General features: G+C 42.0%; 22 protein-coding genes and 1 pseudogene. 11 read left to right on the top strand and 12 right to left on the bottom strand.

Translation table 11 applies throughout. From position 1 onward, the window contains the following. Window positions 1-35: 35 nt before the first annotated feature. Window positions 36-1,466 (top strand): pyridoxal phosphate-dependent aminotransferase, encoded by a 1,431-nt coding sequence (locus C8322_RS04840; RefSeq protein ID WP_111810422.1) that lies wholly within the window; start codon window positions 36-38, stop codon window positions 1,464-1,466. Between the two features lie 46 nt (window positions 1,467-1,512). On the opposite strand, the gene C8322_RS04835 is transcribed toward C8322_RS04840, so the two are convergent. From C8322_RS04835 to C8322_RS14665, 3 genes are all read right to left on the bottom strand, one after another. Beyond that, window positions 1,513-3,498, bottom strand: a complete 1,986-nt coding sequence (locus tag C8322_RS04835) for an acyltransferase family protein (RefSeq protein ID WP_004815438.1) — start codon at window positions 3,496-3,498, stop codon at window positions 1,513-1,515. An 86-nt stretch (window positions 3,499-3,584) separates the two neighbouring features. Next, window positions 3,585-4,136, bottom strand: coding sequence for a M23 family metallopeptidase (locus tag C8322_RS04830; RefSeq protein ID WP_004815436.1), 552 nt, complete (start codon window positions 4,134-4,136; stop codon window positions 3,585-3,587). 176 nt (window positions 4,137-4,312) lie between these two features. Next, window positions 4,313-4,447 (bottom strand): hypothetical protein, encoded by a 135-nt coding sequence (locus tag C8322_RS14665; RefSeq protein WP_004815433.1) that lies wholly within the window; start codon window positions 4,445-4,447, stop codon window positions 4,313-4,315. Window positions 4,448-4,692: 245 nt separating this feature from the next. Here C8322_RS14665 and C8322_RS04825 point away from each other — a divergent pair, with 245 nt between their 5' ends. The 3 genes from C8322_RS04825 (at window position 4,693) to uraH (ending at window position 6,965) form a co-directional block, all read left to right on the top strand. Then, window positions 4,693-5,427: a 3'-5' exonuclease gene (locus C8322_RS04825; protein ID WP_004815431.1), complete on the top strand. Its 735-nt coding sequence runs from the start codon at window positions 4,693-4,695 to the stop codon at window positions 5,425-5,427. 232 nt (window positions 5,428-5,659) lie between these two features. Then, window positions 5,660-6,451, top strand: a complete 792-nt coding sequence (locus C8322_RS04820; RefSeq protein ID WP_004815429.1) for a pseudouridine synthase — start codon at window positions 5,660-5,662, stop codon at window positions 6,449-6,451. 118 nt (window positions 6,452-6,569) lie between these two features. Beyond that, on the top strand, window positions 6,570-6,965 hold the full coding sequence (gene uraH / locus C8322_RS04815; RefSeq protein WP_034425031.1) for a hydroxyisourate hydrolase: 396 nt from the start codon (window positions 6,570-6,572) through the stop codon (window positions 6,963-6,965). Here uraH and C8322_RS04810 read toward each other — a convergent pair. The 3 genes from C8322_RS04810 to C8322_RS04800 form a co-directional block, all read right to left on the bottom strand. Then, complete coding sequence (locus C8322_RS04810) at window positions 6,945-7,421, bottom strand: hypothetical protein (protein ID WP_004815426.1); 477 nt, start codon at window positions 7,419-7,421, stop codon at window positions 6,945-6,947. The two genes, uraH and C8322_RS04810, sit on opposite strands and share 21 nt — an antisense overlap. Window positions 7,422-7,424: 3 nt before the next feature. Continuing rightward, window positions 7,425-7,688: a hypothetical protein gene (locus C8322_RS04805; RefSeq protein ID WP_008306700.1), complete on the bottom strand. Its 264-nt coding sequence runs from the start codon at window positions 7,686-7,688 to the stop codon at window positions 7,425-7,427. Window positions 7,689-7,750: 62 nt separating this feature from the next. Then, window positions 7,751-9,454 (bottom strand): M61 family metallopeptidase, encoded by a 1,704-nt coding sequence (locus C8322_RS04800; protein ID WP_004815423.1) that lies wholly within the window; start codon window positions 9,452-9,454, stop codon window positions 7,751-7,753. A gap of 175 nt (window positions 9,455-9,629) precedes the next feature. Between C8322_RS04800 and C8322_RS04795 the strand changes: the two genes are divergently transcribed. The 3 genes from C8322_RS04795 to slyD all read left to right on the top strand — a co-directional run bounded on the left by C8322_RS04795 (window position 9,630) and on the right by slyD (window position 13,074). Further along, window positions 9,630-10,934 carry a D-alanyl-D-alanine carboxypeptidase PBP6B gene (locus C8322_RS04795; RefSeq protein ID WP_004815422.1) on the top strand — a complete coding sequence of 435 codons (1,305 nt, stop codon included), beginning with the start codon at window positions 9,630-9,632 and terminating at the stop codon, window positions 10,932-10,934. Between the two features lie 232 nt (window positions 10,935-11,166). Continuing rightward, window positions 11,167-12,453, top strand: coding sequence for an NAD(P)/FAD-dependent oxidoreductase (locus C8322_RS04790; protein ID WP_004815420.1), 1,287 nt, complete (start codon window positions 11,167-11,169; stop codon window positions 12,451-12,453). A gap of 138 nt (window positions 12,454-12,591) precedes the next feature. Then, window positions 12,592-13,074, top strand: coding sequence for a peptidylprolyl isomerase (gene slyD / locus C8322_RS04785; RefSeq protein ID WP_004815419.1), 483 nt, complete (start codon window positions 12,592-12,594; stop codon window positions 13,072-13,074). Between the two features lie 125 nt (window positions 13,075-13,199). Here slyD and C8322_RS04780 read toward each other — a convergent pair whose 3' ends face one another. The 4 genes from C8322_RS04780 to C8322_RS04765 all read right to left on the bottom strand — a co-directional run bounded on the left by C8322_RS04780 (window position 13,200) and on the right by C8322_RS04765 (window position 17,122). Next, entirely contained in the window at window positions 13,200-13,970 is a 771-nt protein-coding gene (locus C8322_RS04780; RefSeq protein ID WP_004815416.1) for a M48 family metallopeptidase, read from the bottom strand. Between the two features lie 113 nt (window positions 13,971-14,083). After that, window positions 14,084-14,392 carry a hypothetical protein gene (locus C8322_RS04775; protein WP_004815415.1) on the bottom strand — a complete coding sequence of 103 codons (309 nt, stop codon included), beginning with the start codon at window positions 14,390-14,392 and terminating at the stop codon, window positions 14,084-14,086. A 164-nt stretch (window positions 14,393-14,556) separates the two neighbouring features. Continuing rightward, the gene (locus C8322_RS04770) at window positions 14,557-15,876 is read right to left on the bottom strand and encodes an adenylosuccinate synthase (protein ID WP_004784184.1); all 1,320 of its coding nucleotides are present in this window, start codon (window positions 15,874-15,876) and stop codon (window positions 14,557-14,559) included. A gap of 79 nt (window positions 15,877-15,955) precedes the next feature. Further along, complete coding sequence (locus tag C8322_RS04765; RefSeq protein WP_004815411.1) at window positions 15,956-17,122, bottom strand: ATP phosphoribosyltransferase regulatory subunit; 1,167 nt, start codon at window positions 17,120-17,122, stop codon at window positions 15,956-15,958. A gap of 473 nt (window positions 17,123-17,595) precedes the next feature. On the opposite strand from C8322_RS04765, the gene C8322_RS04760 reads away from it, so the two are divergent. Together C8322_RS04760 and C8322_RS04755 are read left to right on the top strand one after the other, a co-directional pair. Then, window positions 17,596-18,342 carry an AzlC family ABC transporter permease gene (locus tag C8322_RS04760; protein ID WP_111810421.1) on the top strand — a complete coding sequence of 249 codons (747 nt, stop codon included), beginning with the start codon at window positions 17,596-17,598 and terminating at the stop codon, window positions 18,340-18,342. Next, window positions 18,339-18,637 (top strand): annotated as a pseudogene (locus C8322_RS04755) (AzlD family protein). Before C8322_RS04760 ends, C8322_RS04755 begins: the two are co-directional and overlap by 4 nt. Window positions 18,638-18,673: 36 nt before the next feature. On the opposite strand, the gene C8322_RS04750 reads toward C8322_RS04755, so the two are convergent. Next, on the bottom strand, window positions 18,674-18,970 hold the full coding sequence (locus C8322_RS04750) for a hypothetical protein (RefSeq protein ID WP_004815405.1): 297 nt from the start codon (window positions 18,968-18,970) through the stop codon (window positions 18,674-18,676). 179 nt (window positions 18,971-19,149) lie between these two features. Then, window positions 19,150-20,178, bottom strand: coding sequence for a type I glyceraldehyde-3-phosphate dehydrogenase (locus tag C8322_RS04745; protein WP_004815403.1), 1,029 nt, complete (start codon window positions 20,176-20,178; stop codon window positions 19,150-19,152). Window positions 20,179-20,587: 409 nt separating this feature from the next. Here C8322_RS04745 and alaS point away from each other — a divergent pair, with 409 nt between their 5' ends. Both alaS and C8322_RS04730 read left to right on the top strand, forming a co-directional pair. Next, window positions 20,588-23,281 (top strand): alanine--tRNA ligase, encoded by a 2,694-nt coding sequence (alaS, locus tag C8322_RS04735; RefSeq protein ID WP_171063230.1) that lies wholly within the window; start codon window positions 20,588-20,590, stop codon window positions 23,279-23,281. A 64-nt stretch (window positions 23,282-23,345) separates the two neighbouring features. Continuing rightward, window positions 23,346-24,626 carry an aspartate kinase gene (locus C8322_RS04730; protein ID WP_004815398.1) on the top strand — a complete coding sequence of 427 codons (1,281 nt, stop codon included), beginning with the start codon at window positions 23,346-23,348 and terminating at the stop codon, window positions 24,624-24,626. Window positions 24,627-24,636: the final 10 nt, after the last annotated feature.

Below are 24,636 nucleotides of genomic sequence, written 5' to 3'. Positions count from 1 at the left end.
TTAGGCTTGGTACTAAATTTGCTCAGGATTAAATAATGTCGCAAAAAAAAAGCGTAATTTTTAAAAATCTATTGCCGGAGATTAAACAATATCAACAGCTTGGATTTACGCATGAAAAAATTGTGGCATTACTCCGAGATGAGCACGATCTCGATCTAGTCACCACTGAGACATTTAAAAGCTACTTATATCGTTATGCAAAAGTGACCTCAACTCTTTCAGAGAACATCAAAATGCCGAACACTTTCCAAAAATCTCGCGAAATCAAAAAATCGTCTAAACTCGAGCATGTATGCTACGATATTCGCGGACCAGTGTTACGAGCAGCCAACGAGATGGAGGAAGCCGGACATAAGATCATCAAGCTGAATATCGGCAACCCTGCTCCATTTGGTTTTGAAGCACCCCAAGAAATTATCAATGATGTGGCGCTCAACCTGCCAAATGCGATTGGATATACCGACTCAAAAGGTATTTTCCCGGCACGTAAGGCGATCTGTCAGTACTACCAGCAAAAAGGTATTCTGGATATGCACGTCAATGATGTGTATGTGGGTAACGGCGTGTCCGAGCTGATTGTAATGGCAATGCAAGGCTTACTAGATGACGGCGATGAAATGCTGATTCCAATGCCTGATTATCCGTTGTGGACTGCGGCAGTGAACCTGTCTGGTGGTACTGCGATTCACTATAAATGTGATGAAGAAAATTACTGGTATCCAGACATCGCAGATATGGAAAGCAAGATCACACCAAATACCCGCGGTATCGTGATCATTAACCCGAATAACCCGACAGGCTCAGTTTATCCACGTCACGTATTACAGCAAATCGTGGATCTGGCGAAAAAGCACGACCTGATTTTGTTTGCTGACGAAATTTATGACAAGATCGTTTATGACGGTGTTGAGCATGTTGCCGTTGCATCACTTGCCGGTGATCAGCTATGTATCTCTTTCAATGGCCTATCTAAAGCTTACCGTATTGCAGGTTACCGTTCTGGCTGGATGGCTATTACGGGTGATAAGTCTCGTGCAGCAGATTACATCGAAGGTCTGGATATGCTGGCATCGATGCGCCTTTGTGCCAACCATCAGGCGCAATATGCAATTCAGACTGCTCTCGGGGATTACCAGTCAATTAATGACCTGATCCGCCCAGGTGGTCGCCTGTATGAGCAGCGCAATATTGCCTGGGAAATGCTCAATGAAATTCCTGGTGTCACTTGTGTGAAACCAGAAGGTGCAATGTACTGCTTCCCTCGTCTAGATCCGGAAATTTACCCGATTGAAGATGATGAAAAACTGATGCTGGATCTGCTGCGTGCCGAGAAAGTATTGCTGGTTCAAGGTACAGGCTTTAACTGGCCAACTCCGGATCATTTCCGTGTGGTATTTCTGCCAGCAGAAAATGAACTGCGTGAAGCCATTAACCGTTTGAGCCGTTTCCTGGCAAAAATTCGTTAATAGCACCGATAAAAAAACCGCGTTTAATAACGCGGTTTTTTTATAATTAATTTGCTTTTAAATCTTTTAGTGGATTACCAAATTGTTTCAGATATTCAATCCCTAATTGACGTGAACCCTGATCATTAATATGATTATCATCTTTTAGACGATATAAAGGCACATCATTCACGATGATCTTACATACCTGCTGATCACAGATCACTTTGGTCGGATCAATGATTTTCAAATCAGGGTATTTCAGTTTGGCTTCAGCCAGAATCTGATTAAATGGTTTTAGATAAGTATCGTAGCTTTTTCTAGAAACCGTACATTGTGCATGTCGATTTAGAATCTCGTTACGGATATTACAGTCTGAAGGTATTCTATCCCAATCCAGACGTGGCACATCGTTCAGTATTACTACTTGATCACTCGCTTTGTGGGCAATTTCTAGCGCTTTCATCAAGCCGATTTTAAAGATTTCATGATTGCGCTGATGAATCCCATCTTTAAGTTTCACCTCATCTCCAAAATATGGCGCATAAGAACCGGCTAAAATAATCATTGGATAATGGGTTTTAGACAGATGTTCGGTAAGAGCATTATTACGTTGCTGAAACTTAATGAGTTCTTCCCAACGTCCGAGCTTTAACTCAGAACGCTGTATACCAGGCAAATAAAAAGTTGAACTCTGGGCAATATCATAACCACGTAAATTGGCATCTTTAGCCCATTCATCCAGCATTGCAGTATAGGCATTGGCATGTGAATCACCGATCAATAAGAAATCAATATCATCCTTCGTGTGTCCTAATATGCAATCTTTGGGATCAGGTAAGGTTTTCGGATTCGTATCCATACACTGGCTACGAATCACATGCGCATAAGCCTGCAATGCTTCCTGCTTGACATATACGGAGGGTGGAAACCGATCAGGAAAACCCTCATTGTTTTTAATAATCTGAGCGATAACAATAAAGATGATCGCAGGAATTACAAATCCGAGAAGAATCACCTTGTAATTGGCAGCCATTACAAAGCGTTTTAGGGGTTTTTCTGCCAGCTGATAGGTAAGAAATGCCAAAAGCACTGACAGCAGGAGAATGATGATCTGATTTTCTGTATTGAGTGGCAGCATATAAATGCCAAATAGCACGATAATCGGCCAGTGCCATAAATACAGCGGATATGAAATTTTTCCGATCCAGGTGCTCAGCTGATTACTGAGCAACAGATTGGTTGCGGGTACAGATTGGCCCAGATAAATAATTACTGCTGTTGCCAGACACGGAATCAGCGCCATAAGACCGGGAAATGGCGTGTATTGATCAAAATATATTGCTGCTGCAAATAAAACAAAGACTCCGAGCCACACCAGGATCTGTAGTAATTTTTTAGGGAGTTTTGGTCGTGGCAAACAGGTAATCAATGCGCCAATCAGTAACTCAAAAGCCCGTACCGGCATGCTGTAATAGGCCTTGGCTGGATTTTGCGTGAGTTGGTATTGAGCATAAGCCAGTAGAACAATAATCAATGTACTGATCATCAACCAGAGATATTTGCGTGATGCTCTGGAAAAAAATAGCCATAATATTAGAGGCCAGAAAATATAGAACTGTTCTTCCACCCCCAATGACCATAAGTGCAATAGGGGTACATTTTCCACGCTCGGGCTAAAGTAATCCCCCACTTCATTGCGCATATAGAGATTCGCAATGAGCACAGTGGCATACATGACACTCTTAAAGTATTCAGTCAGTTCACCTGGCAGCATCACCTGCCAGGCAATCAGGCTAACCACAGCGAGTACGGTAAAATACGCTGGTGCCAAACGGACTACACGTTTTTTATAGAATCGTGCAATTGAAAATTGTTGGGCCTGAATATCGCGTGTGAGAATAATGGTGATCAGATAACCTGAAATCACAAAGAAGATATCTACACCAATATAGCCACCAGAAAATAGTGACCAGCCTAAATGATTGAAAATAACCAGAGATACCGCAATAGCACGTAGGCCATCGATATCTGGTCTGTAGGCAATACTCATAAAAACAGGAAAAGCGGGAGATAAGCTATTTTATGCCTTTCCAATTTCAGAATAAATTCTTTTATATTTATCTTACATTATGACGTTTATTCTAATTCCTCAGCTTTCAAGTAAGGATAAGGATTCGTAGCACCCTGCCCACTAAAATAAATTCCATAATGCAGATGTGGTGGCGTGGTTTTAGCATTACCGGTATTGCCCACATAGGCAATGACTTCGCCAGCTTCCACCCAGTCACCTTCCTGAATATGCTCAGCATATTCCTCCAGATGTGCATAATAATGCTGGCTCAGCTCCGGTCCCGTTACCCAGATCACTTTACCACCGAGATTATTTGTTCCAATATTTCTGATGATACCCTGGGTTGCACTCAGCACAGGTGTACCTCGTTGAGCAAAGATATCAATTCCTTCATGCTTACGGCCTGCACTTCGTGAAGCACCCCAAGTATCATTGAGCTGTCTTTGGGTCACACCTTCGACTGGAATGGTTAAAGGTTGTGATAAAGTTTCTTTTCTCAATTGCCAATATAGATAAGGACTTTTCCAGCCCGCTGACTCACCAGAAGGTGGTGGCTGACAGCCACTCAGGAGTATTAATATAGTAATCAGTAACAGGGAAGCGCTTAAATTCGGCACTGCAATTTCTCTTTCATTCTTCTTAAAATAATCTTATTCAATTCAATCTGATTACACGTGCTGTTCTTGTAATTTTTATTGATGATTCCTTTGAAAATTATTTTTTTCTCTTCTAAACAACAAAACCCTCTTATAGAGGGTTTTGTCATTGATTATCACCAATTCAAAATCATGGACTATTTACGTTTTTTCGCCCGTGATGGTTTAGATTTTTGAGGTTGCTGCTGTTGCTGCTGTTGTTCCTCATCCTGCATGGAATCCTTTTTGTCCTTTTGCTGAACCTGCTTATGTTTTGCCTGAGATCTAGCCATTTTTGACTCCTACTCATCTCGATCAAAAAGATTGTTTTTCTACTCTAACCACTATAAATAAATAACCAATGCCAGAGTCGTATCTAATTGCTTCAATGTAATTACACTTTAACTAAGTTATTCTGTTTTAAGTGGACATGGTTTTTTGTAATTACAAGTTTTACAGATTTTTGCAGACTGAAACATGAGATTACTCAGCGTATAATTTATATATTGAGATTTATAAATATGAAGCCAAGATTTTAGTGTCAGTTCCGACTGTAAAGATCACAGATTATGATGACTTTAACTCGGTCATTTTAACCCTGTATTGTTTATCTAAGATATTGGAAGAGTCCCTTCTCTGCCACAATAGTGATTTTAATATGGATATTCAGAAAACCTGGCAAGCAAGATTAAAATTTTTACAGATAGATGAGAGTGATCAGACAAAAATGGCTAAAAAAGAAGTGTTTATTTCCGTCGATATTGAAGCTTCCGGCCCGATTCCTGGGGAATATGATTTGCTATCTATCGGCATGTGTCTTGTCGATCAACCTGAGATCCAGTTTTATTGTGAATTAAAGCCGATCTCCCATAAAGCTGACCCGAAAGCCTTGGCCGTTAGCGGTTTCAATTTAGAAGATTTAACAAAAAATGGGATAGACCCCACCACTGCGATGCAGAATTGCGCCACTTGGCTTGAGCAACATCTTTCCAAATCTGAAACACCAATTTTTGTCGGATTAAATGCCGGTTTTGACTGGTCTTTTATGAATTATTATTTCCATAAATTTATCGGACACAATCCTTTTGGTGTTTCCTCACTCGATATTAAATCTCTTTATATGGGTGCATTTGGCGGACGTTGGTCAGATACACGGGCAAAGAATATTATTGAAATTTTAAAGCCACAAAGCAGAGGCAATCACAATGCATTACAGGATGCGATTTTTCAGGCTGAGCTGTTCCGTTTAATTTTAAAACAGATTCAGGTTTGATTTTATTAACACTTATAGCTGCACTTTACCCTTTTACAAGATACTATTCACAGGTTCAACTGCCAGCGGTTTCAAAAATATTTCGAGATAAGCAACACTTTAAGGCCGTCTTCCCTCATAATACCCATATATAAATCCACCGTTTTTTAGATTTCAATGGGAGATCACGACTATCCCCACGCGAAGAAATCTGCTCATTTTCAAATTTTTGTAATTATAGAAGTCTTTTCCTATGAAAATCGTCATTCTAAATAAACCTTATGACGTCCTCTCCCAGTTTCGTAAAGACGAAGCACACATGACGATGTCTGATTTCGTAGATGATCCTACACTGCGTCTGGCAGGTCGTCTCGATATGGACTCGGAAGGCTTGGTATTCCTGACCGATCATGGTGGTTTAAACCAGTTCATTACCAATCCTGCCAATAAAAAATTCAAGACTTACCTGGTTCAGGTTGAAGGCGACGTGACTGAAGAAGCACTTGAGCAGTTACGTAAAGGTGTAGAGCTGAAGGATGGTATGACCTTACCTGCAAAAGCAATCAAGGTTCAGCAACCTGAATGGTTATGGGATCGCGATCCTCCGGTTCGTTACCGTGCTTCTGTACCAACGTCATGGGTAGAAATTTCGATTTGTGAAGGCCGTAACCGTCAGGTACGTCGTATGACTGCTGCCGTAGGTTTCCCGACTTTACGTTTGATCCGTACCAAAATCGGTTCTATTGATCTGGTTCAATTGGGTCTACAACCGGGTGAAACCAAAGAAATTGAACCTTTGCTTTACCCTGACTTCAAAGATGTACCCGCAGAAGAGCCATACCGTTCACGTTCTTACGTGAAAAAACCAGGTGGTACGGGTGGCAAACCACTCAATAAAAAAGTGAATAAAGACGGTACCAAGAAGAAAACCGGTACTCCACGTGTTTGGCAACTGGAAGAAGGTGAAAAACCACGTCGTAAGACCAATGGTACGACACGTCCAAATACCAAAGCACCACGTGGTCGCGGACGCGGTCGTGGATAATATTTAAATGAATCAATGAAAGCTCACGAAGGTGGGCTTTTTTTATTACATAACTTTAATATTTTTTATTTTTCAGTCTTTTAGAATAATTATAAGTATTCATTTTGTGATGGGTCTCATGAAAAAAATTATTTTTGCTTTAGCTGCGACTTCCCTTTCAACTTTTGGCTTTGCCAATCCACTCAGTGTGCATGTGCTAAATCAGGAAACTGGCCTGCCTTCTGCCAATATCACGGTAACTTTAGAAGCCCAGCAAGGTGAGAAATGGGTCAAACTCAATGAAGCCAAAACCGATAATAATGGCCGGATTAAAGAATTCTATCCTAAAGAGACTGCGCTACAAAAAGGTATTTATAAGGTGACTTTTAAAACGGGCGACTGGTTTAAGGCAAATAATCAACGCACCTTTTTCCCAGAAATTCCGGTTGTGTTTGTGATTGATGGTACTTTGGAGCATTACCATATTCCACTGTTGTTAAGTTCTTATGGATATTCAACGTATCGAGGGAATTGATTCACTATTGATAATTAGCACCTTATTTTCACTCTTTATTTGAATATCAAAGTAGTGTTCCAATTGAAATTCATTTCCATAAATATCTTCAAAATTAATAAGTATTTTGTATTTAATTTCATTACATTTATTTAAAAGTTCGGCTTCATTTATTGTTAGATAAGATGCTATCCAAACACTCTGGAAATCATTTATACGGTTTAATTTTCGTATTAATTTTAGCTTATCAACCCCACCTAAAACCTCAATAAAACAGGCTTTTTCTTTACCATCATTAAAAACTCTAAACTGAAAAAATGGTGCTTCTTGATATTCTATATTGGCATCTAGTGCATCAATAGAATGTGGTTTTAATCTAATTTTAGGATGAGTAAGCTCTAGTATAGGCTTCACAGATTCTTGTAGAGAATTATAGTATTTTTGCTGATCATCAACCAATCTTTTCTGCTGTTTCACACTTTACTTCATCTCATCAATTTGAAGCTGTAATGCTTGTTCTTGTTGTTCTAACGCTTTGGTATTTTGTTCAAGTTGCTTACCTTGTTGCACATAACCAAGTACTAGCCAAAGAAATGCCACAGGCGCAAAAATACCTGCAAGAAAATCACCTAATTCATTTAAAGATATTGGACTTTTCAAATCTCCGAAAAACCAAAATATAAAAATTATGGCTAACCAGACAACCGTAATTCCCATTCCCCAATTTAAACTCTTCTTATTCATATTCACATAAAAAAACCGATGCCTAAGCACCGGTTTTACATGGTTTATTTAAACTATGCAAATTACGCTTTCAACCATTTCTCAGCTTTAGCTTGATCTTCAATTTTAAGTTCGACTTCAGTCAATGCAGAACCAGCTGCTTGAACCTCAAAGGCCATTAACTCATCACGACGAAATGCATGAACAGTATAAGTTCCTTCCTGCTTCGCATATTTCTCGGCAAGCTTTGTCGTCGCTTTTAAACCATCAATCGCAATGATCACATCATTGGCTGACAGGCCTGCTTTCGCAGCAGGACTGTCACGACGAGCCGATTGAATGAATACACCTTCAGGCTTATCTACCAACTTCAAACCAAATGGCAGAGACTTGTCATTTTTCAGGGTATAGCTTACACCGAACTCAGGGAATAACTGATCCAGTGGTAATTCTTCTGTGGTATTGATCAAATGGTTGATTTGTTCTAACCAGTTATCACCAGTCAATTCTTCACATAACTCAAAGATAGTACACTCGCTCACCTGAATACCATTTTGCGCATTTTCATACAGCTTACGCATCAACGCATCCAGGCTTGAACCACGTAGACGCAAGCCTAAGTCTAAGCAAAGTGCTACTAAACAACCTTTGTTGTAATAGCTGGTGCCAGCATTATTCGAGTTTTCATCCTGACGATAGAATTTCACCCAGGCATCAAAGCTTGATTCAGACACACTTTGAATAAAGCGACCTGGGTTTTGCAAATAACGGTCAATCTGTGCTTTCAGTAAAGCAATATATGATTCCTGGTTAATCACACCACTACGTAGCAGAATCAGGTCATCATAATAAGAAGTAAATCCTTCAAAGATCCAAAGTAAAGAGGTGTAGCCTTCTTTGTTTAAATCGTAATTCACAAAGTTATCAGGGCGAATAAATTTCACTAACCAAGAGTGGAAATATTCATGGCTACATAAACCTAAGAAACGCTGATAATCCTTCGATGGCTCTTCCGGCTCGTTGGCTTTCGGCAGATCGTCACGTGGAGTAATCAGACTGGTTGAATTTGGATGTTCCAGACCACCATAACTGTTGCCTGTTGCCATGGTCATAAAGGTATAGTTACTAAATGGCGCCGAACCAAACATAGAAATTTCGGTACTACAGATCTTTTCCAGATCCTGCTGCATGCGTTCAGCATTCATCTCATGTTTGCCAGAAACCACGAACTCATGCGGAATACCATTGGCTTCAAAGCTAAAACGGGTCTGTTCTGCTAGTTCAAATGGTGAATCGATCAGCTCGGCATAATTTTCTGCTTTAAGCGTATAGCGGCCTTTGACCAGGCTCTTGGATGCCATACCGGTTGCTAACTGGAAGTGTTTCAGTTCATCTGGCAGGAAGATTTCAACTTCAATCGCTTTATTTTCTTGTCCTTCCAGCCCCAGACAAGCACAGGCCGGGTTCACATATAGACGTGTTTCATCGACATACGCACCGCGTACTGACAGATCATAGGCATAGACATCATATTCAACCGTAATCAGCTCATGGTCGGTATTAAACAAGCGCCATTTATTCTTTTCAAATTTCTGGATTTTCAGCTGGCGTCCTGCTTCATCAAAGGCTTTCACTCCTTCAATGTGCTTGGAAAATTCACGAATCAGGTAACTGCCCGGAATCCACGTTGGCAAAGACAACACCTGTGTAGGGTCTGCTAAAAAGCGAACAGTCACGTGAACAAGATGCTGACGATAATCGTCAAATTCGATTTGATAATGCAACATAATGGGCGATTCAAAAGAAATTAGAATGTGTTAAGTCTAAGCTTAACATTTTTTTCCAATACATTGCGGAAGTGTCTTAAATGTCTACAATGAGTACTAGCCATGACAAAAAAAAAGGCTTAGCATGCCTAAAATTTTTTTGCTCGCCAATGGACTGGTCGAATAAGGAACTCCCTTGAAATTTATCGCCTCACTGATTGCGACATTGTGCTTTTTTATGTCCGCAATCTCGCATGCTGCCCTACTGAATATTAATCCTGAAAGTGTTGAGGCAGAAGCCTGGACCATTCTGGACAGCCAGACCGGTCAGACTATTGCTTCACATAATGAAGACCTGCAACGTGCTCCGGCTTCCCTGACCAAAATGATGGTAGCTTATATCACGCTCAAGGAAATTCAGGCCGGAAAATTAGATAAAAATGAAGTAATAACTGCAACGTCTGTAGTGAATATGGTGATGTGGGATGAATCCCAGATGTACCTAAAAGAAGGTGATCAGATTTCAGTAGATCAGTTATTAGCAGGCTTAATTGTAATGTCTGCCAATGATGCCGCAGTGACGTTGGCGGAAAAAATTTCTGGAAGCGTACCCAAATTTGTGGAGCGTATGAATCAGGAAGCCAAAGCACTGGGCATGCAGCATACCAACTTCCAGAATCCGGCTGGTATCACCATGCCTGAGCACTATTCCACGGCAGCCGACCTGGCCAAACTGTCTCAGGCTTTGGTCAATGAAACGCCAAACTATCTGTTCTATTCCAAGCAACAGAGCTTCAGTTATAACCAGCGTTTCCACCGTGCCACCAATCTATTGCTAAAAATAGACCCAACAGTAGACGGCTTGAAAACTGGTTTTACCCGTGCCGCGGGTTATAACCTAGCTGCCACCGCGATCCGTCCAAGCATGGACATGAGTCTATCTAACCGTCGTTTAATCGTCGTGGTGATGGGGAGCAAAAGTGCGGTAAAACGTGCGGAAGTCGCTCATAAGCTAATGAATCTGGCCTATACCTATACCCGCAATGAGGTAGCACTTAAGGACAAGCAAGTGCTGGCTGAACTGCCTGTGGTTCAATCTACCCTGAAAATGTTTAAGGTAGCGACCAAAAAACCTGAATTAATTACTACTTCACTCTATGATCAGAGCTATAGCATTGACCTGAACCAGTTTGATCAAAGTACTCAACGCGTGATGTTAGATACAGGGAATGGTACTCTACAAAGCATTGAGCCATTACGCGAAACTCAGACCCACTTAAACATTGAAGTGAATGAGACCCAACTGACCGCGCCACTGGCAAAAGTCATGCAATTGGCAACGGTAAACGTCTATCAGAATAATCAGTTGATTCGTACCATCCTGATTGAAGATCAGGTCGATATTGAAGAAGCGAATTTTTTTGAAAAGTTCCTGCAATGGTTATTTGGCCTATTCTCAAATACGAACGCAGACGTTATATTGTATCCGATTGGCAAATAAAATCTGAGACAGACAAAGGATGGTAATTATATTAATTAGCCGTCCTTTTTTATTGCCTACATTTATTTTTAATTTTACCAATAACAACCTCCATAAAAGACATTATTAATTTATATCCTTGAATTGCTACAATTTGTAAGCTGTATAACAATTCTTATCAAGACCTTATTTTAAGCCTGTCATAGTATGTTTTCTTTCTATTTCATTAAAAAAATAAATAGGTTAATAAGGTATGACAGCCCATAAAATTGTGATTGTAGGTGGTGGTGCAGGTGGTCTGGAACTGGCTACCCAGTTAGGACAAAGCTTAGGCAGAAATGGTAAGGCCCAGATTACCCTGATCGACCAGAAGCTGACCCATATCTGGAAACCTCTTCTTCACGAAATTGCAGCGGGAACACTCAATCCGCATGAAGAAGAAACCAATTATTTTGCCCATGCCGCAGCAAATCATTATGAATTTGTTCTGGGCACGTTTAAAAATATTGACCGTGAAACCAAACAGATTTTGGTTGAAACCGAATACTTTTCTAAAAAAGTCCAACCTACCAAGAATAGAAATATTGACTATGACACCTTGGTGCTTGCTTTAGGCTCCACTTCAAATGACTTTAATACCAAAGGTGTCAAACAGTTCTGTCATTTCCTCGACAGTCGCGAACAGGCGGATATTTTCCAGCAAGACCTGCTGCATCTTTACTTAAATGCCCAGAATGAAGCAGATAGCCGTGAACTGAAAATTGCCATTATTGGTGCAGGTGCTACAGGCGTTGAACTGGCAGCAGAACTGGTTTCTGCCAAGAATAATTTTCATAAATATGGTCTAAACAAGATCGATCCGAATAAGGTCAAAATTACCCTGATTGAAGCTGCAGATCGTATTCTTCCTGCCCTGTCTCCCAAAGTTGCTGAGCACACGATGAAGCAGCTGAAACAGCTAGGTATTGAAGTACTAACTCAACATCGTGTGGCTAAAGTCGATGAAGAGCATATTTATTTTGCAGATGGTTCAAGTTTGGAAGCAGAAGTAAAAGTCTGGGCAGCCGGAATCAAGGCGCCTGAGGTACTCACGCAACTTGAGGGACTGGAAAGAGACAATATTCATCGCCTTAAAGTTTATGCGACATTGCAGACGACCGCAGATCCGAATATTTTTGCCTTTGGAGATTGTGCACATTGCAAGCCTAGAGCTGATGAACCCGTCTTGGGACCACGTGCACAGGTTGCCAGCCAGCAGGCCAGTTTCCTTGTCAATTCTTTACGATTACGTGCGAATGGTCAGACACAGTTACCGATGTTTGTCTTCTCGGATAAAGGTTCTCTGGTGTCCTTAAGTGAAAATAAAGCCGTAGGTGAATTACTCGGTCAGGTCAATGTACAGGGCTTTGTCGCCAAGTCGATGTATGTTTCATTATACCGGCTGCATCAGGCCACGATCTTGGGCTATACTCAGGCTGGGGTAATGACGGTAAAAGACTTCGTTACAAGAAAAATCTCGCCGAAGATAAAATTGCATTGAAATTTACAGATGCGCCCCCATCAATGAAAAAATCAGCATTTATATAGGGAAATTGCATTTTTTTTGCTAATTTTAGTCTACAAAAACTCAATTTCACTTTATGATGTATCTCTTAAAAAATTTGATTGGATCAATATCATGACTGCAGTTGCAAATGACCTCGTGGTTTCTTTCCACTACACATTGACTAACGCAGAGGGTGAAACTCTCGATAAATCTCAAGGTGAACCACTTGCATATTTGCATGGTGCAGGCAACATCATTCCTGGCCTTGAAAATGCACTACTTGGTAAAACTGTAGGCGACAAATTCACTGTAACTGTTCCAGCAGCTGAAGGCTATGGCGAATACAACCCAGAGCTAGTACAAGAAGTTCCTGCGAAAATGTTCCAGGGTGTGGACAACATCCAACCTGGTATGCAATTCCAGGCGCAAACTGATGACGGCGTTCAAATCGTAACTGTTAAAGCAGTTGAAGGCGAAAACATTGTTGTTGATGCGAACTTCCCACTTGCTGGCCAAGACCTGACTTTCGACGTTGAAATCGTGGAAATCCGTGAAGCTTCTCAAGAAGAACTTGACCATGGTCACGTACACGGTGCAGGCGGTCACCACCACTAAGATCGATTGATCTGAAGTGCAAAAGGCAAAGTGAAAACTTTGCCTTTTTTTGTTGCCTATATATTTTATTCAGGCATAAAAAAAGCAGAGCCTCTACCCTGCTTTTTTTATGATTCAAGCAATAATTATTTACGTTGGTTATAAATCTGCATTGCGGCTGGCAGATTTTGACGCATTGCGGCAATACGCTGGCTGCTTGATGGGTGAGTCGATAAGAACGCGACACCACTACTGGTTTGCTTACTCATTTTTTCCCACAGGGTAATTGCAGCATTCGGGTTATAACCTGCACGAGCCATCAACATTAAGCCACCTTGGTCAGCACGGCTTTCCAGATTACGTGAGTATGGCAGACCAATACCAATCTGGCTGCCTAGTTGTGCAGCTGCTGCACCACCCTGACCCACACCTGCCGCACTCAGGCCAATGCCCAAAGCCAAGTCAGTCAGTGCCTGAGCACCAATCTTCTGTTTAGAATGCTCTTCTAGCGCATGCACCATTTCATGACCCATAATTGCTGCAATTTCAGCATCAGTTAAGTTCAATTTATTGACGATACCTGTATAGAACACTACCTTACCGCCTGGTGCAACATAAGCATTGACCTGATCGCTCTTCAGTACAGCCAGCTGCCAGTCAAATCGGGTGCCTGTCTGGTTTAGTTGGTCTGCATAAGGACGCAATTTGTTAAATACGGTGTTGATACGCTTATAGGTAACAGAAGACGTATCCAGTGTATTGGCAGCACGTGCTTCCTGAACGGTCTTGTTAAAGCCTTGTGTCGCTACAGCGTTTAAGGTTGATGTATCCGCGCCCGCTATATCAGCGACAGTGGTACAACCTGATAAAGTGACGACTGTGGCCGCACACATGCTGAACAAAAAATTATTTTTCATTATAGATTCTCCACCCCAGTTTCAAGGCACAATACTTGTTAAAAATTATAATTGAAACATCGCTATAGCTGAAACGTGTAATTACTTCATCTTTTTAGCATTTATGTAATATTTCAGGTGATGAATTGTATGCCAAGCCAATAAATTAGACAAAGTACATTTAAAACCAGATAAAACTGGCTCAAAGGTTGGATCTTCAACTCCAGACTTTCACTTTTGCGCTTGGCAAACAGGATAGCGTTCTGGATCAGGATCATTGGCACCAATATGCAGGCAATAATGACACTTAAGCCCACCAGCGCATTATAGATAATTTCAGGATTACTGGTTTGAGCACGAATAATCAGCATGGCAATGGTGGGCGCCCCGCCCATGGCAAACAGCAACGAATAGAACATGGTTGCCGAGATATTTTTTTGCATCCTGCAAGCTCTTATAATTTCTTTAATATTTATTCTAACAAGCACAGCAGCATTACACATCACTCTGTGATGCAACTTTAGTCGTGCGCCCGTATTCCTTACTCGATACGTTATAAAAAAACCCTGTGAAATCACAGGGTTTTTATCATTTTTAGCTCAAAGGATTAAGCATCAAACGGATGGCGAAGAATAATGGTTTCTTCACGGTCTGGACCAGTTGAAATGATGTCGATTGGACATTCAATCAATTGTTCAAGACGTTTCACATAGTTAATTGCCGCTTGTGGCAATTGATCTAGTGATTTCGCACCGAAAGTAGATTCTTTCCAGCCTGGCATAGTCTCGTAAATTGGTTTTAAAGTTTCAAATGCAAGCGCATCAGAAGAACCAACACAGCCAGAATCAGCAGCTTCGTAACCTACACAGATTTTCACTTCTTCCAAACCGTCAAGAACGTCAAGTTTAGTCAAGCAAATACCAGACAGTGAGTTCACTTCTACTGAACGACGCAGGATTTCAGCATCGAACCAGCCACAACGACGTTGACGGCCAGTAGACGCACCAAATTCTGAACCTACAGTACCCAGGTGTTTACCAATTGCATCACCTGTATCTGTTGCAGCGTCATACACCAACTCAGTTGGGAATGGACCTGAACCTACACGAGTAGTATACGCTTTAGTAATACCAAGAACGTAGTCAAGGTGTAATGGACCAAGACCTGAACCTGAGCTTACGCCACCAGCAGTCGTGTTTGAAGAAGTCACGTACGGATATGTACCGTGGTCAACGTCAAGCAATGAACCTTGTGCACCTTCGAACATGATTTTCTTGCCAGCTTTACGGTAAGCGTGAAGTTCACCAGTCACGTCCATAACCATAGGCTCAATCACTTTGCGCCATTCGTCGCAAAGCGCAAGTACGTCTTCAACTTTAACTGCTTCAACACCGAAGAATTGAGTCAATTGGAAGTTGTGGTATTCAAGCAATTCTTCAAGCTGAGCTTTCAGATGTTCGCCACCACGTACCAGGTCAGCAACACGGATTGCACGACGTGCCACTTTATCTTCATAAGCAGGACCAATCCCACGACCAGTTGTACCAATTTTCGCATTACCACGTTTTTTCTCACGAGCTTGGTCAAGTGCGATGTGGTGTGGAAGAATCAATGGACAGTTTGGAGAAATGCGTAGACGTTCACGTACTGGCACGCCTTCTTTTTCAAGAATATCCATCTCTTTGATGAGCGCTTCAGGTGAAAGAACCACACCATTACCAATTAAGCACAATACGTTTTCACGTAAAATACCTGATGGAATGAGGTGTAATACAGTTTTCTTACCACCAACCACGAGAGTATGACCTGCGTTATGTCCGCCTTGATAACGAACTACTGCAGCCGCTTGATCTGTGAGCAGGTCGACGATTTTACCCTTACCTTCGTCGCCCCATTGGGTACCAAGTACCACAACATTCTTGCCCATAATAGCCTCATTACATCATGCTGTTAAAGTTGAAAGTCCCACTCAGCGACATGAACACTGAGTAAAACAATTAAAGCGATTAAATCGTTTTGATAGTCCACTCACCGTCCACATTCACCAGCTGGTGAGTTGCATACGGTACTGAGTTTAAATCATCATTACCTAATAACTGAATTACACTTAAGCCTTGTGCACGGGTTGCCTGAATCGCATTTAATAGCGCAGCATCTGTACCCTTTGGTGCTACCACAACTTTAGCTGTAGCAAACTTACCTGCACTTAAAGCATATAAGTCACAAGAGAAACCAGTTGCCGGACGTGCACGACCAAAATGCTCACCAATGCCATCATAACGGCCACCTTGTGCCAGTGCCGCAGCACGGTTTGGTGCATAAACTGCATACATCAGGCCGGTGTGATAATGGTATGAACGTAACTCGACGACATCAATCCCAATATGCAGATTCGGCCAGCGCACCTGAACTTCATTTTTGGTGGTTTGCAGTGCATCAAATGCTTGTTTGAAGGCTGGATTTTCTAATACTTCAGCACTTAAATTCGTTTTTAAGGCATCCAGGTCACTTGCAAAGCGGCCAAGCGTATAGAAGTCTGAACCAAACTTAAGATTTGCAGTAAATTCAGCCAGTTCCGGCAATGCTTTACGTTGATACAGATCAGACAGTTGGCGTTCGGTTGCTTTACTTAAACCCGCTTGTGCAATCAGACTACGGAACAGACCAACATGACCTAAATCAAGGTGGACGCCGTCGGCCAGACCCGCTTCCTGAATCAGGCTGATCATCAAGTCAACCATTTCCACGTCAGCGTCAATGCTGTCTGAACCAAATAATTCTGCACCTAACTGCAATGGTGCACGTGTGGTATTAAATCCTTGAGGTTTCGTATGTAAAACCGTACCCGCATAACAATAACGAGCCACACCTTCCACTGGATGTACATGCGCATCGATACGAGCCACTTGTGGTGTCATATCGGCACGCACACCAAGCAAACGGCCAGACAACTGGTCGATCACTTTAAAAGTGGCTAAGTCTAAATCCTGATTCGATTCTGAGAGAGAAGATAGAGATTCAATGTATTCAATAAATGGCGTGTACACCAGCTGATAACCTCGAGATGCGAGGAAATCCAGTGATTGACGGCGCAGGCTTTCGATGACTTGCGCTTGTTCTGGTAATACATCAGCTACACCATCAGGTAATAACCATGTCTCTGAAATGGGCATGTTGTAAACCTAAATTCTTGTCAGCGCGGAATAAACCGCATAAAAAAATCGGGAGCACACCCGATTTCTCCTAGTCTAGCACGATCGTTTAGGCTGTGCATCGCAATTTTGATAATTTTCTCTGACTGAACAAAGGACTTAGATAGATAAACCAAATCATCTCTTTCTTATTAAGAGAAGATAGGCTGAATAAAATTCAATAACCAACATATCAACTTGATTTTCTAATATATTTCCCTAACCAAAACAATGACGAAAAACTTATTCTTGATTCAATCCTCATCTATCCAAGGGTAAGAATTTATAAAATATCAGTACTAGATGCTTAAAAATAATCCTATACAAAAACCTAATGTGCAGCCTTAAATGACCAAGAAAACAGCATCATTCTGGTAGAGTTTAAAGGCACTGCAAAGACTCCTATATTTCTTATAAACTTTCTTTCTCCTTCTAGAATAAAACCCGATCATCTCATGCCTCCCTTCCAGCCACGTATTACGCCTTCTGATGCTACTCCTCTGAGTGAGTTTCAGCGTGGTGTGAAAGACTGCATGCCTTTATTATTGGGTGTAATTCCCCTGGCGCTGGTCTTGGGTGCAACAGCAGCACAAAAAAATTTTAGCCTGCTTGAAGTGCCTTTACTGACCGGGCTGAACTTTGCTGGCGGTTCCGAGTTTGCAGTTTTAGAAGACTGGACTGATCCACCGCATCTGCTTACCTTAATCTTTATTAGTTTTCTCATTAACAGCCGCTATATTCTGCTCGGTGCCAGTCTGGTGCCTTATTTAAGACATCTTCCAAATCGAAAAGTCTTTCCGGCATTATTTTTTATGGTCGATGAAAGCTGGGCCTTAAGCCTGACCGATGCACAGCGTCGACTGGCACAGTTTGGTTATCGATATGCTTTTAGTCTGCCTTATTATGCCGGGCTATGTATTGTTCTTTATCTGGCATGGGTCGGGTTTACGACGCTCGGTGCACTGCTTGGACCTATGCTAGTAGACATTAACCGTTTTGGTTTTGATATGGCTTTCCTCGCCATTATGCTGGTCTTACTGAAAGGTATGTGGAAAGGCTTTATTGAAGCCAGACCTTGGCTAATCAGTTGTATTTGTGCTGCACTGGCTTATAGCTATCTACCGGGAAACTGGTATGTGCTGATTGGTGCGCTTGCAGGCATTGCCTCTGCCTTCTGGCTCATTCAGGAGAATGAAGCATGATCCAGATGAGCACTTTTATCGCCATCTTATTGGTGGCGCTAACGACTTACTGCACTCGGATACTTGGCTATGTCCTACTCAAAAATAAAACTTTGAGCAAACGTCAGCGTAAAATTCTGGAAGTGATTCCGGTTGTGTACTGATTTCGATGATCACCCCATATTTTTTACGAGATGATCCAGCTGATCTGATCGCTATAATGGTGACACTATTCGTTGCATCACGCTTTGGCATGCTGCCGACCATTTTGATTAGCATGGCGTCGGCAGTTATTTTAAGAACGTTACTGGTTTAAATCCTTTATATAAGGCTAGGCCAGCATAAAAAGGTCTTATGACTTTGGTTCTACTACTTTAGCGAGCAGATTTACCAGTTCTGCATTTTGCAGTTCAACTTTTTGCAGTTTGGCTGTAGTCTGATCCAGTACTTCCTGCTGCACATGCATCTTTTTCGCCAGATCCTGCATAATTTCCAAGGTCTTTTTTAAATTTTCTTCCAGATGTGCCACTTTTTCCTCAACTGGCACGCCTTCCACATTTTGTGAACTCTCATTATTATTAAATTGCAGCCAGATCAAAAAAATCACAGCCAAGGTCAGTAATATAATAAATCCCCAGATCAACATCATGTGCTTGCTCTTATTCCATTTAATTATCTTTATCTTAACGAAAAAATATCCAGATCACAGAAATATTCGGCATAAATCCAGAGCTTTTCGATCAATTACGTTCAAGTTCTTATTCATTTTCTTCTAATTTTTTAATTTTGCATAAAAAAGCACCCTATTTAGGATGCTTTCAAAATAGCTTAATCTGTATAAAAGGATTCACAGAGATCCAGCAAACGGTTGGCATAACCCCATTCATTATCATACCAGGCAAATACTTTAGCCTGATGCCCCACTACCAGGGTTTGGGTCAGATCCACAATCAATGAATAAGGCGAATGATTAAAATCGCTAGAGACCAAAGGCTCATCTGTCACAGACATGATTTCAGCAAAATCCTGACGTGCAGCGTTAATTAATACTTCATTTAACTGATGATCAGTAATGGGTGACTGAGAAATAAAAGTCAGATCAATTGCTGCGACATTAATGGTTGGCACGCGAATCGAATAACCATCAATCCGGTTCTCCATCTTCGGCATTACGCGTTTTAAAGCACCCAAAGCTGAAGATGTGGTTGGAATAATATTTTGCCCGGAAGCACGGGCACGTCTTAAATCACGATGGGCATGATCCAGTACTGACTGATCCGCAGTCACCGCATGAATTTCAGTCATCAGTGCAGTCTCAATCCCAAAGGCATCATCAATGATTTTGACTAGCGGTACCAATGCCTGCGTAGTACAAGACACGCTAGAAATAATCTGGTCACTTTCTTTGACATCACGATGGTTGACGCCATAGACAATTGCAGCATCCACCGTATCAAACGGTGCAGCGCCGATAATCACCCGTTTTGCCCCGGCAGTAATATGCTGAGTCGCAGCCTCACGCGAACGGAATAAGCCGGTACATTCCAATACCACATCAATATTCAGTTCATGCCATGGCATTTCCACCGGATTCGCCTGTCTTAACACCTGAACTTTCTGATAAGCATCGCGATAAGTGACATGCAGGTAGGCATACTCATCTTCATAAGTCAGATCAACCTGCCCCGGGAAACGGCCATGAGTAGAATCATATTTAAATAAATGCAATAAGGTTTCAACGTCGGCAACGTCATTAATGGCAACGATGTCAAAATTAAAATCTTTCGGATTTTCAAACCATGCACGCAACACATTGCGTCCGATTCGTCCAAAACCATTAATTGCGATACGTTGCATCGACGTTCCCTACTGCGGCATAAAACTTTGTGCGCCTATATTAATGGAATTATCCAGCTGACTGATAACTATTCAGCTAAATCCACTAAAAATTACACAGAATGTCCAATATTTCATCGAAAAATTCATGCTTTGCTTGAAGTAATCCAGTCTTTCTATCAGCGAGAATTAAAATAAATTGCTGTAATGACAATAGCTTTTGATTTTGCAGGGCATTTTTCTGATTTTTCTAATATTCATTCCTTATAGTTTTATGATCTATAAATATGAAAATCATTGGTTGAACAGGCATTTTCCGTTATAATTTGGCGTTTTTAAATATTTAAGCCCCGCATTGCAGCAGAGAACCAACCTTCTTGTCAGACTGTGATGTTTTTAGCCAAATCGGAAATTATGGAGTGACTTGGTTGTGAGTACTCGTTTTATGACATCAGCTGAAATTCGCGAAGCTTTTTTAAGCTACTTTGAATCGCAAGGGCATACACGTGTCGCGTCGAGTTCTCTGGTTCCTGCCAACGACCCAACATTATTGTTTACCAATGCTGGTATGAACCAGTTTAAAGACTGCTTCCTGGGTCTAGAAAAACGTGATTATGTTCGTGCAACATCTTCACAGAAATGTGTACGTGCAGGTGGTAAACACAACGACTTAGATAACGTTGGCTACACAGCTCGTCACCACACATTCTTTGAAATGCTGGGTAACTTCTCGTTTGGTGATTACTTCAAACGTGATGCGATTAAATTTGCCTGGGAATTCCTGACCGGCGACAAATGGCTGGCACTGCCTAAAGACAAATTGTACGTAACTGTGTATCACACTGATGACGAAGCGTTTGACATCTGGAATAAAGAAGTTGGTCTAGATGCCAGCCGTATTATCCGCATTGGTGATAACAAAGGCGAAAAATACGCATCAGACAATTTCTGGGCAATGGGCGATACTGGTCCTTGTGGTCCATGTTCTGAAATCTTCTATGATCACGGTGAGCACATTTGGGGTGGCCTGCCTGGTACACCTGAAGAAGATGGCGACCGTTTCATCGAAATCTGGAACAACGTATTCATGCAGTTCAACCGTACTGCGGATGGCGTCCTGCACCCTCTTCCAGCACCTTCTGTTGATACCGGTATGGGCCTTGAGCGTATTTCTGCGGTTCTGCAACATGTCAACTCTAACTATGAAATCGACCTGTTCCAAAACCTGTTAAAAGCTGCTGCTGAAATTATCGGTCTAGATACTTCAGATATTGACGCGAAAGCACAAGCTGAAAACAAACCGGTTGAATACCCTGCTTCACTTAAAGTTGTGGCTGACCATGCACGTTCATGCTGCTTCCTGATTGCGGATGGTGTGAACCCTTCGAATGAAGGTCGTGGTTATGTATTGCGTCGTATCATCCGCCGTGCAGTTCGTCATGGTAACAAACTGGGTGCGACTGGTTCATTCTTCCACAAAATGCTTCAGCCTTTAATTGATGTGATGGGCGCAGCTTATCCTGAACTTGAAGCAAACAAAGCACGTATCGAAGCCGCTTTGCTGAAAGAAGAAGAACAGTTTGCTAAAACACTTGAGCAAGGTCTGAAATTGCTTGAAGGCGAATTGTCAAATCTGAAAGGTTCTGTGATTCCAGGTGAAATCGTATTCAAACTTTATGACACTTATGGCTTCCCAACTGACCTTACAGCAGATATCGCACGTGAACGTGATTTAACCATTGACGAAGCTGGCTTTGAAAAAGAAATGGCGGCTCAACGTCAACGTGCACGTGATGCAGGTAAATTCGCAATCGACTATAACAGCGTTGTTAAAGTTGAAGGCGAAACTCAGTTTGAAGGTTATGACGCAACAGCAGGCGAAGGTCAAATCATCGCAATCTACAAAGATGGCGAGCAAGTTGACGAAGTGGTTGAAGGCGACGAAGCACTGATTGTTCTGAACCAAACTCCTTTCTATGCAGAAAGCGGTGGTCAGATCGGTGATACAGGGCTCTTCAAAAACGATACAGGTATCTTTGAAGTTCAAGATACCAAAAAATCTGGCGGTGCATTCGTTCACCAAGGTATCGTGACTATGGGTAACTTGAAAGTTACTCAAAACGTGGAAGCAACGGTTAAAGCCGACATTCGTGCCGCAACTGCATGTAACCACTCTGCAACTCACTTGCTACACGCTGCCCTACGTCAAATCCTGGGTTCACACGTACAACAAAAAGGTTCATTGGTTGCGTCTGACGTATTACGTTTCGACTTTGCTAACGATCAGCCTGTAACGTTTGAGCAACTGCAAGAAATTGAACGTCTGGTAAATGCCGAAGTGATTGCCAACACGCCTGTTACCACTGAACTGCTCGACATCGAATCTGCGAAAGCCAAAGGTGCGATGATGCTGTTCGGTGAGAAATACGGTGAAGAAGTTCGCGTATTGTCTATGGGTTCAGTGATTGACGAAAAAAACTTCTCAATCGAGCTGTGTGGCGGTATTCACGTGAAACGTACAGGTGACATCGGTCTGTTCAAAATCACTTCTGAAGGTGGTGTCGCAGCAGGTGTACGTCGTATTGAAGCCGTAACCGGTACTAAAGCGGTTGAAGCCGTACAGAAAGTCGATCGTGATGTTCAATATATCAATGGTTTGTTAAAAGCACAGAACCATCAAACAGTCGAAAAAGTTGAAGCTGTGGTGGACACTGCGCATCAATTGCAAAAACAGATTGAACAGCTGAATCAAAAATTGGCAAGCCTACAAGCCGGTGAACTTTTAAGCCAGGTTCAAGAGCTTGCTGGTCGTAAAACATTAATCACGACTGTTCAGGGTATGGATGCGAAAGCACTACGTAACCTGCACGATGGTGTGAAATCAAAATTAGAAAATGCAGTCATTGTTCTTGCAGGTGTAGAGGGTGACAAGGTTAGCTTGATTGCATCTGTAGCTAAAGACTTTACTGCTTCTATTAAAGCGGGTGACATCATCAAACACTTGGCAACTGAGCTAGGTGGTAAAGGTGGTGGTAAACCTGACTTGGCACAAGGTGGCGCGCCACTTAACGAGAAGTTTGCTCCGGTGATGGCTGATTTAGCAGCTTGGCTTGAAGCAAAATAAAAACTTCATTTTGTGTAACTGACCCTGATCGGAAAATCAGGGTCATGGTTTATATGGAACAACTATGGCATTAATCGTTCAAAAATATGGCGGTACCTCAATGGGTACTCCCGAGCGCATTCTCAATGTTGCTCGTCGTGTGAAGCGCTGGCATGACTATGGCCACAAGGTGGTTGTAGTCGTATCTGCTATGAGTGGTGAAACCAACCGCTTGCTTGCTCTCGCGAAAGCCATTACCGAAACCCCTGACCCACGTGAACTTGACCAAATGGTTTCTACGGGTGAACAGGTAACGATTTCCATGTTAGCTATGGCGCTGAATTCAATTGGCGTTGAAGCTAAATCTTTAACTGGTCGCCAGGTTGGTATTAAAACTGACAGCGCATTCACCAAAGCACGTATTGAATCTATTGATACTGATGTATTGACTGAAAACCTGGATGCGGGCCGCGTGATTGTGGTTGCGGGCTTCCAGGGCTTTGATGCTGATGGCAATACCACAACTTTAGGTCGTGGTGGTTCTGATACTTCAGGTGTTGCACTTGCTGCAGCGCTTAAAGCGGATGAATGTCAGATTTACACAGACGTTGATGGCGTATATACGACTGACCCTCGTGTTGCTCCTAAAGCGAAAAAAGTAGACCGTATCTCTTTCGAAGAAATGCTGGAAATGGCATCTTTAGGTTCTAAAGTTCTTCAAATTCGCTCTGTAGAATTTGCAGGCAAGTACCAAGTGCCTTTACGCGTACTCTCAAGCTTCGATAATGACAATGATGGCGCATTTGACGAAGACTTCAAAAACAACGTCGGAACTCTTATTACTACTGAACTGGAAGACAATATGGAACAGCCAATTATCTCTGGTATCGCGTTCAACCGCGACGAAGCTAAACTGACTATTCTGGGTGTTCCAGATGAGCCAGGTATTGCATCTAAAATTCTTAAACCAATTGGTGATGCCAATATCGAAGTGGATATGATTATCCAGAACGTTGAAGAAGATGGTACAACTGATTTCACGTTTACTGTAAACCGCAGTGAACTCGCTAAAGCCAAAAAAATCCTTGAAGAAACTGCTCAAGCGATTGGCGCACGTGAAGTTGCAACTCGTGATGACATCGTAAAAGTGTCGATCGTAGGTGTAGGTATGCGTTCTCACGCTGGTGTAGCGAGCAAAATGTTCACTGCCCTTGCTGATGAAGGCATCAACATCCTGATGATTTCTACTTCTGAAATCAAGATTTCAGTAATTATCGAAGAGAATTATCTTGAGCTTGCAGTTCGCTCACTTCACACTGCGTTCGGTTTAGACCGTGAACATGGTGAATCTAGCGCACGCGCTTAAAAGAACTACA

Origin of the sequence: Acinetobacter sp. SM1B, assembly GCF_003289665.1 — a bacterium.
In the GTDB taxonomy this organism is placed as follows: domain Bacteria; phylum Pseudomonadota; class Gammaproteobacteria; order Pseudomonadales; family Moraxellaceae; genus Acinetobacter; species Acinetobacter schindleri.
The sequence above is the reverse complement of the archived record's forward strand: the minus strand, read 5'-3'. Positions and strand labels throughout refer to the sequence as shown.

Bases quoted from the DNA above. Each gene is read 5' to 3' on its own strand.
- C8322_RS04780 (WP_004815416.1), bottom strand. From the start codon at position 13,970: ATGAAAAATAATTTTTTGTTCAGCATGTGTGCGGCCACAGTCGTCACT.
- C8322_RS04775 (WP_004815415.1), bottom strand. From the start codon at position 14,392: ATGCAAAAAAATATCTCGGCAACCATGTTCTATTCGTTGCTGTTTGCC.
- C8322_RS04805 (WP_008306700.1), bottom strand. From the start codon at position 7,688: ATGAATAAGAAGAGTTTAAATTGGGGAATGGGAATTACGGTTGTCTGG.
- C8322_RS04765 (WP_004815411.1), bottom strand. From the start codon at position 17,122: ATGCCCATTTCAGAGACATGGTTATTACCTGATGGTGTAGCTGATGTA.
- C8322_RS04750 (WP_004815405.1), bottom strand. From the start codon at position 18,970: ATGATGTTGATCTGGGGATTTATTATATTACTGACCTTGGCTGTGATT.
- C8322_RS04800 (WP_004815423.1), bottom strand. From the start codon at position 9,454: ATGTTGCATTATCAAATCGAATTTGACGATTATCGTCAGCATCTTGTT.
- C8322_RS04730 (WP_004815398.1), top strand. From the start codon at position 23,346: ATGGCATTAATCGTTCAAAAATATGGCGGTACCTCAATGGGTACTCCC.
- C8322_RS04745 (WP_004815403.1), bottom strand. From the start codon at position 20,178: ATGCAACGTATCGCAATTAATGGTTTTGGACGAATCGGACGCAATGTG.
- slyD (WP_004815419.1), top strand. From the start codon at position 12,592: ATGACTGCAGTTGCAAATGACCTCGTGGTTTCTTTCCACTACACATTG.
- C8322_RS04770 (WP_004784184.1), bottom strand. From the start codon at position 15,876: ATGGGCAAGAATGTTGTGGTACTTGGTACCCAATGGGGCGACGAAGGT.
- C8322_RS04760 (WP_111810421.1), top strand. From the start codon at position 17,596: ATGCCTCCCTTCCAGCCACGTATTACGCCTTCTGATGCTACTCCTCTG.
- C8322_RS04840 (WP_111810422.1), top strand. From the start codon at position 36: ATGTCGCAAAAAAAAAGCGTAATTTTTAAAAATCTATTGCCGGAGATT.
- C8322_RS04835 (WP_004815438.1), bottom strand. From the start codon at position 3,498: ATGAGTATTGCCTACAGACCAGATATCGATGGCCTACGTGCTATTGCG.
- C8322_RS04790 (WP_004815420.1), top strand. From the start codon at position 11,167: ATGACAGCCCATAAAATTGTGATTGTAGGTGGTGGTGCAGGTGGTCTG.
- C8322_RS04820 (WP_004815429.1), top strand. From the start codon at position 5,660: ATGAAAATCGTCATTCTAAATAAACCTTATGACGTCCTCTCCCAGTTT.
- C8322_RS14665 (WP_004815433.1), bottom strand. From the start codon at position 4,447: ATGGCTAGATCTCAGGCAAAACATAAGCAGGTTCAGCAAAAGGACAAA.
- uraH (WP_034425031.1), top strand. From the start codon at position 6,570: ATGAAAAAAATTATTTTTGCTTTAGCTGCGACTTCCCTTTCAACTTTT.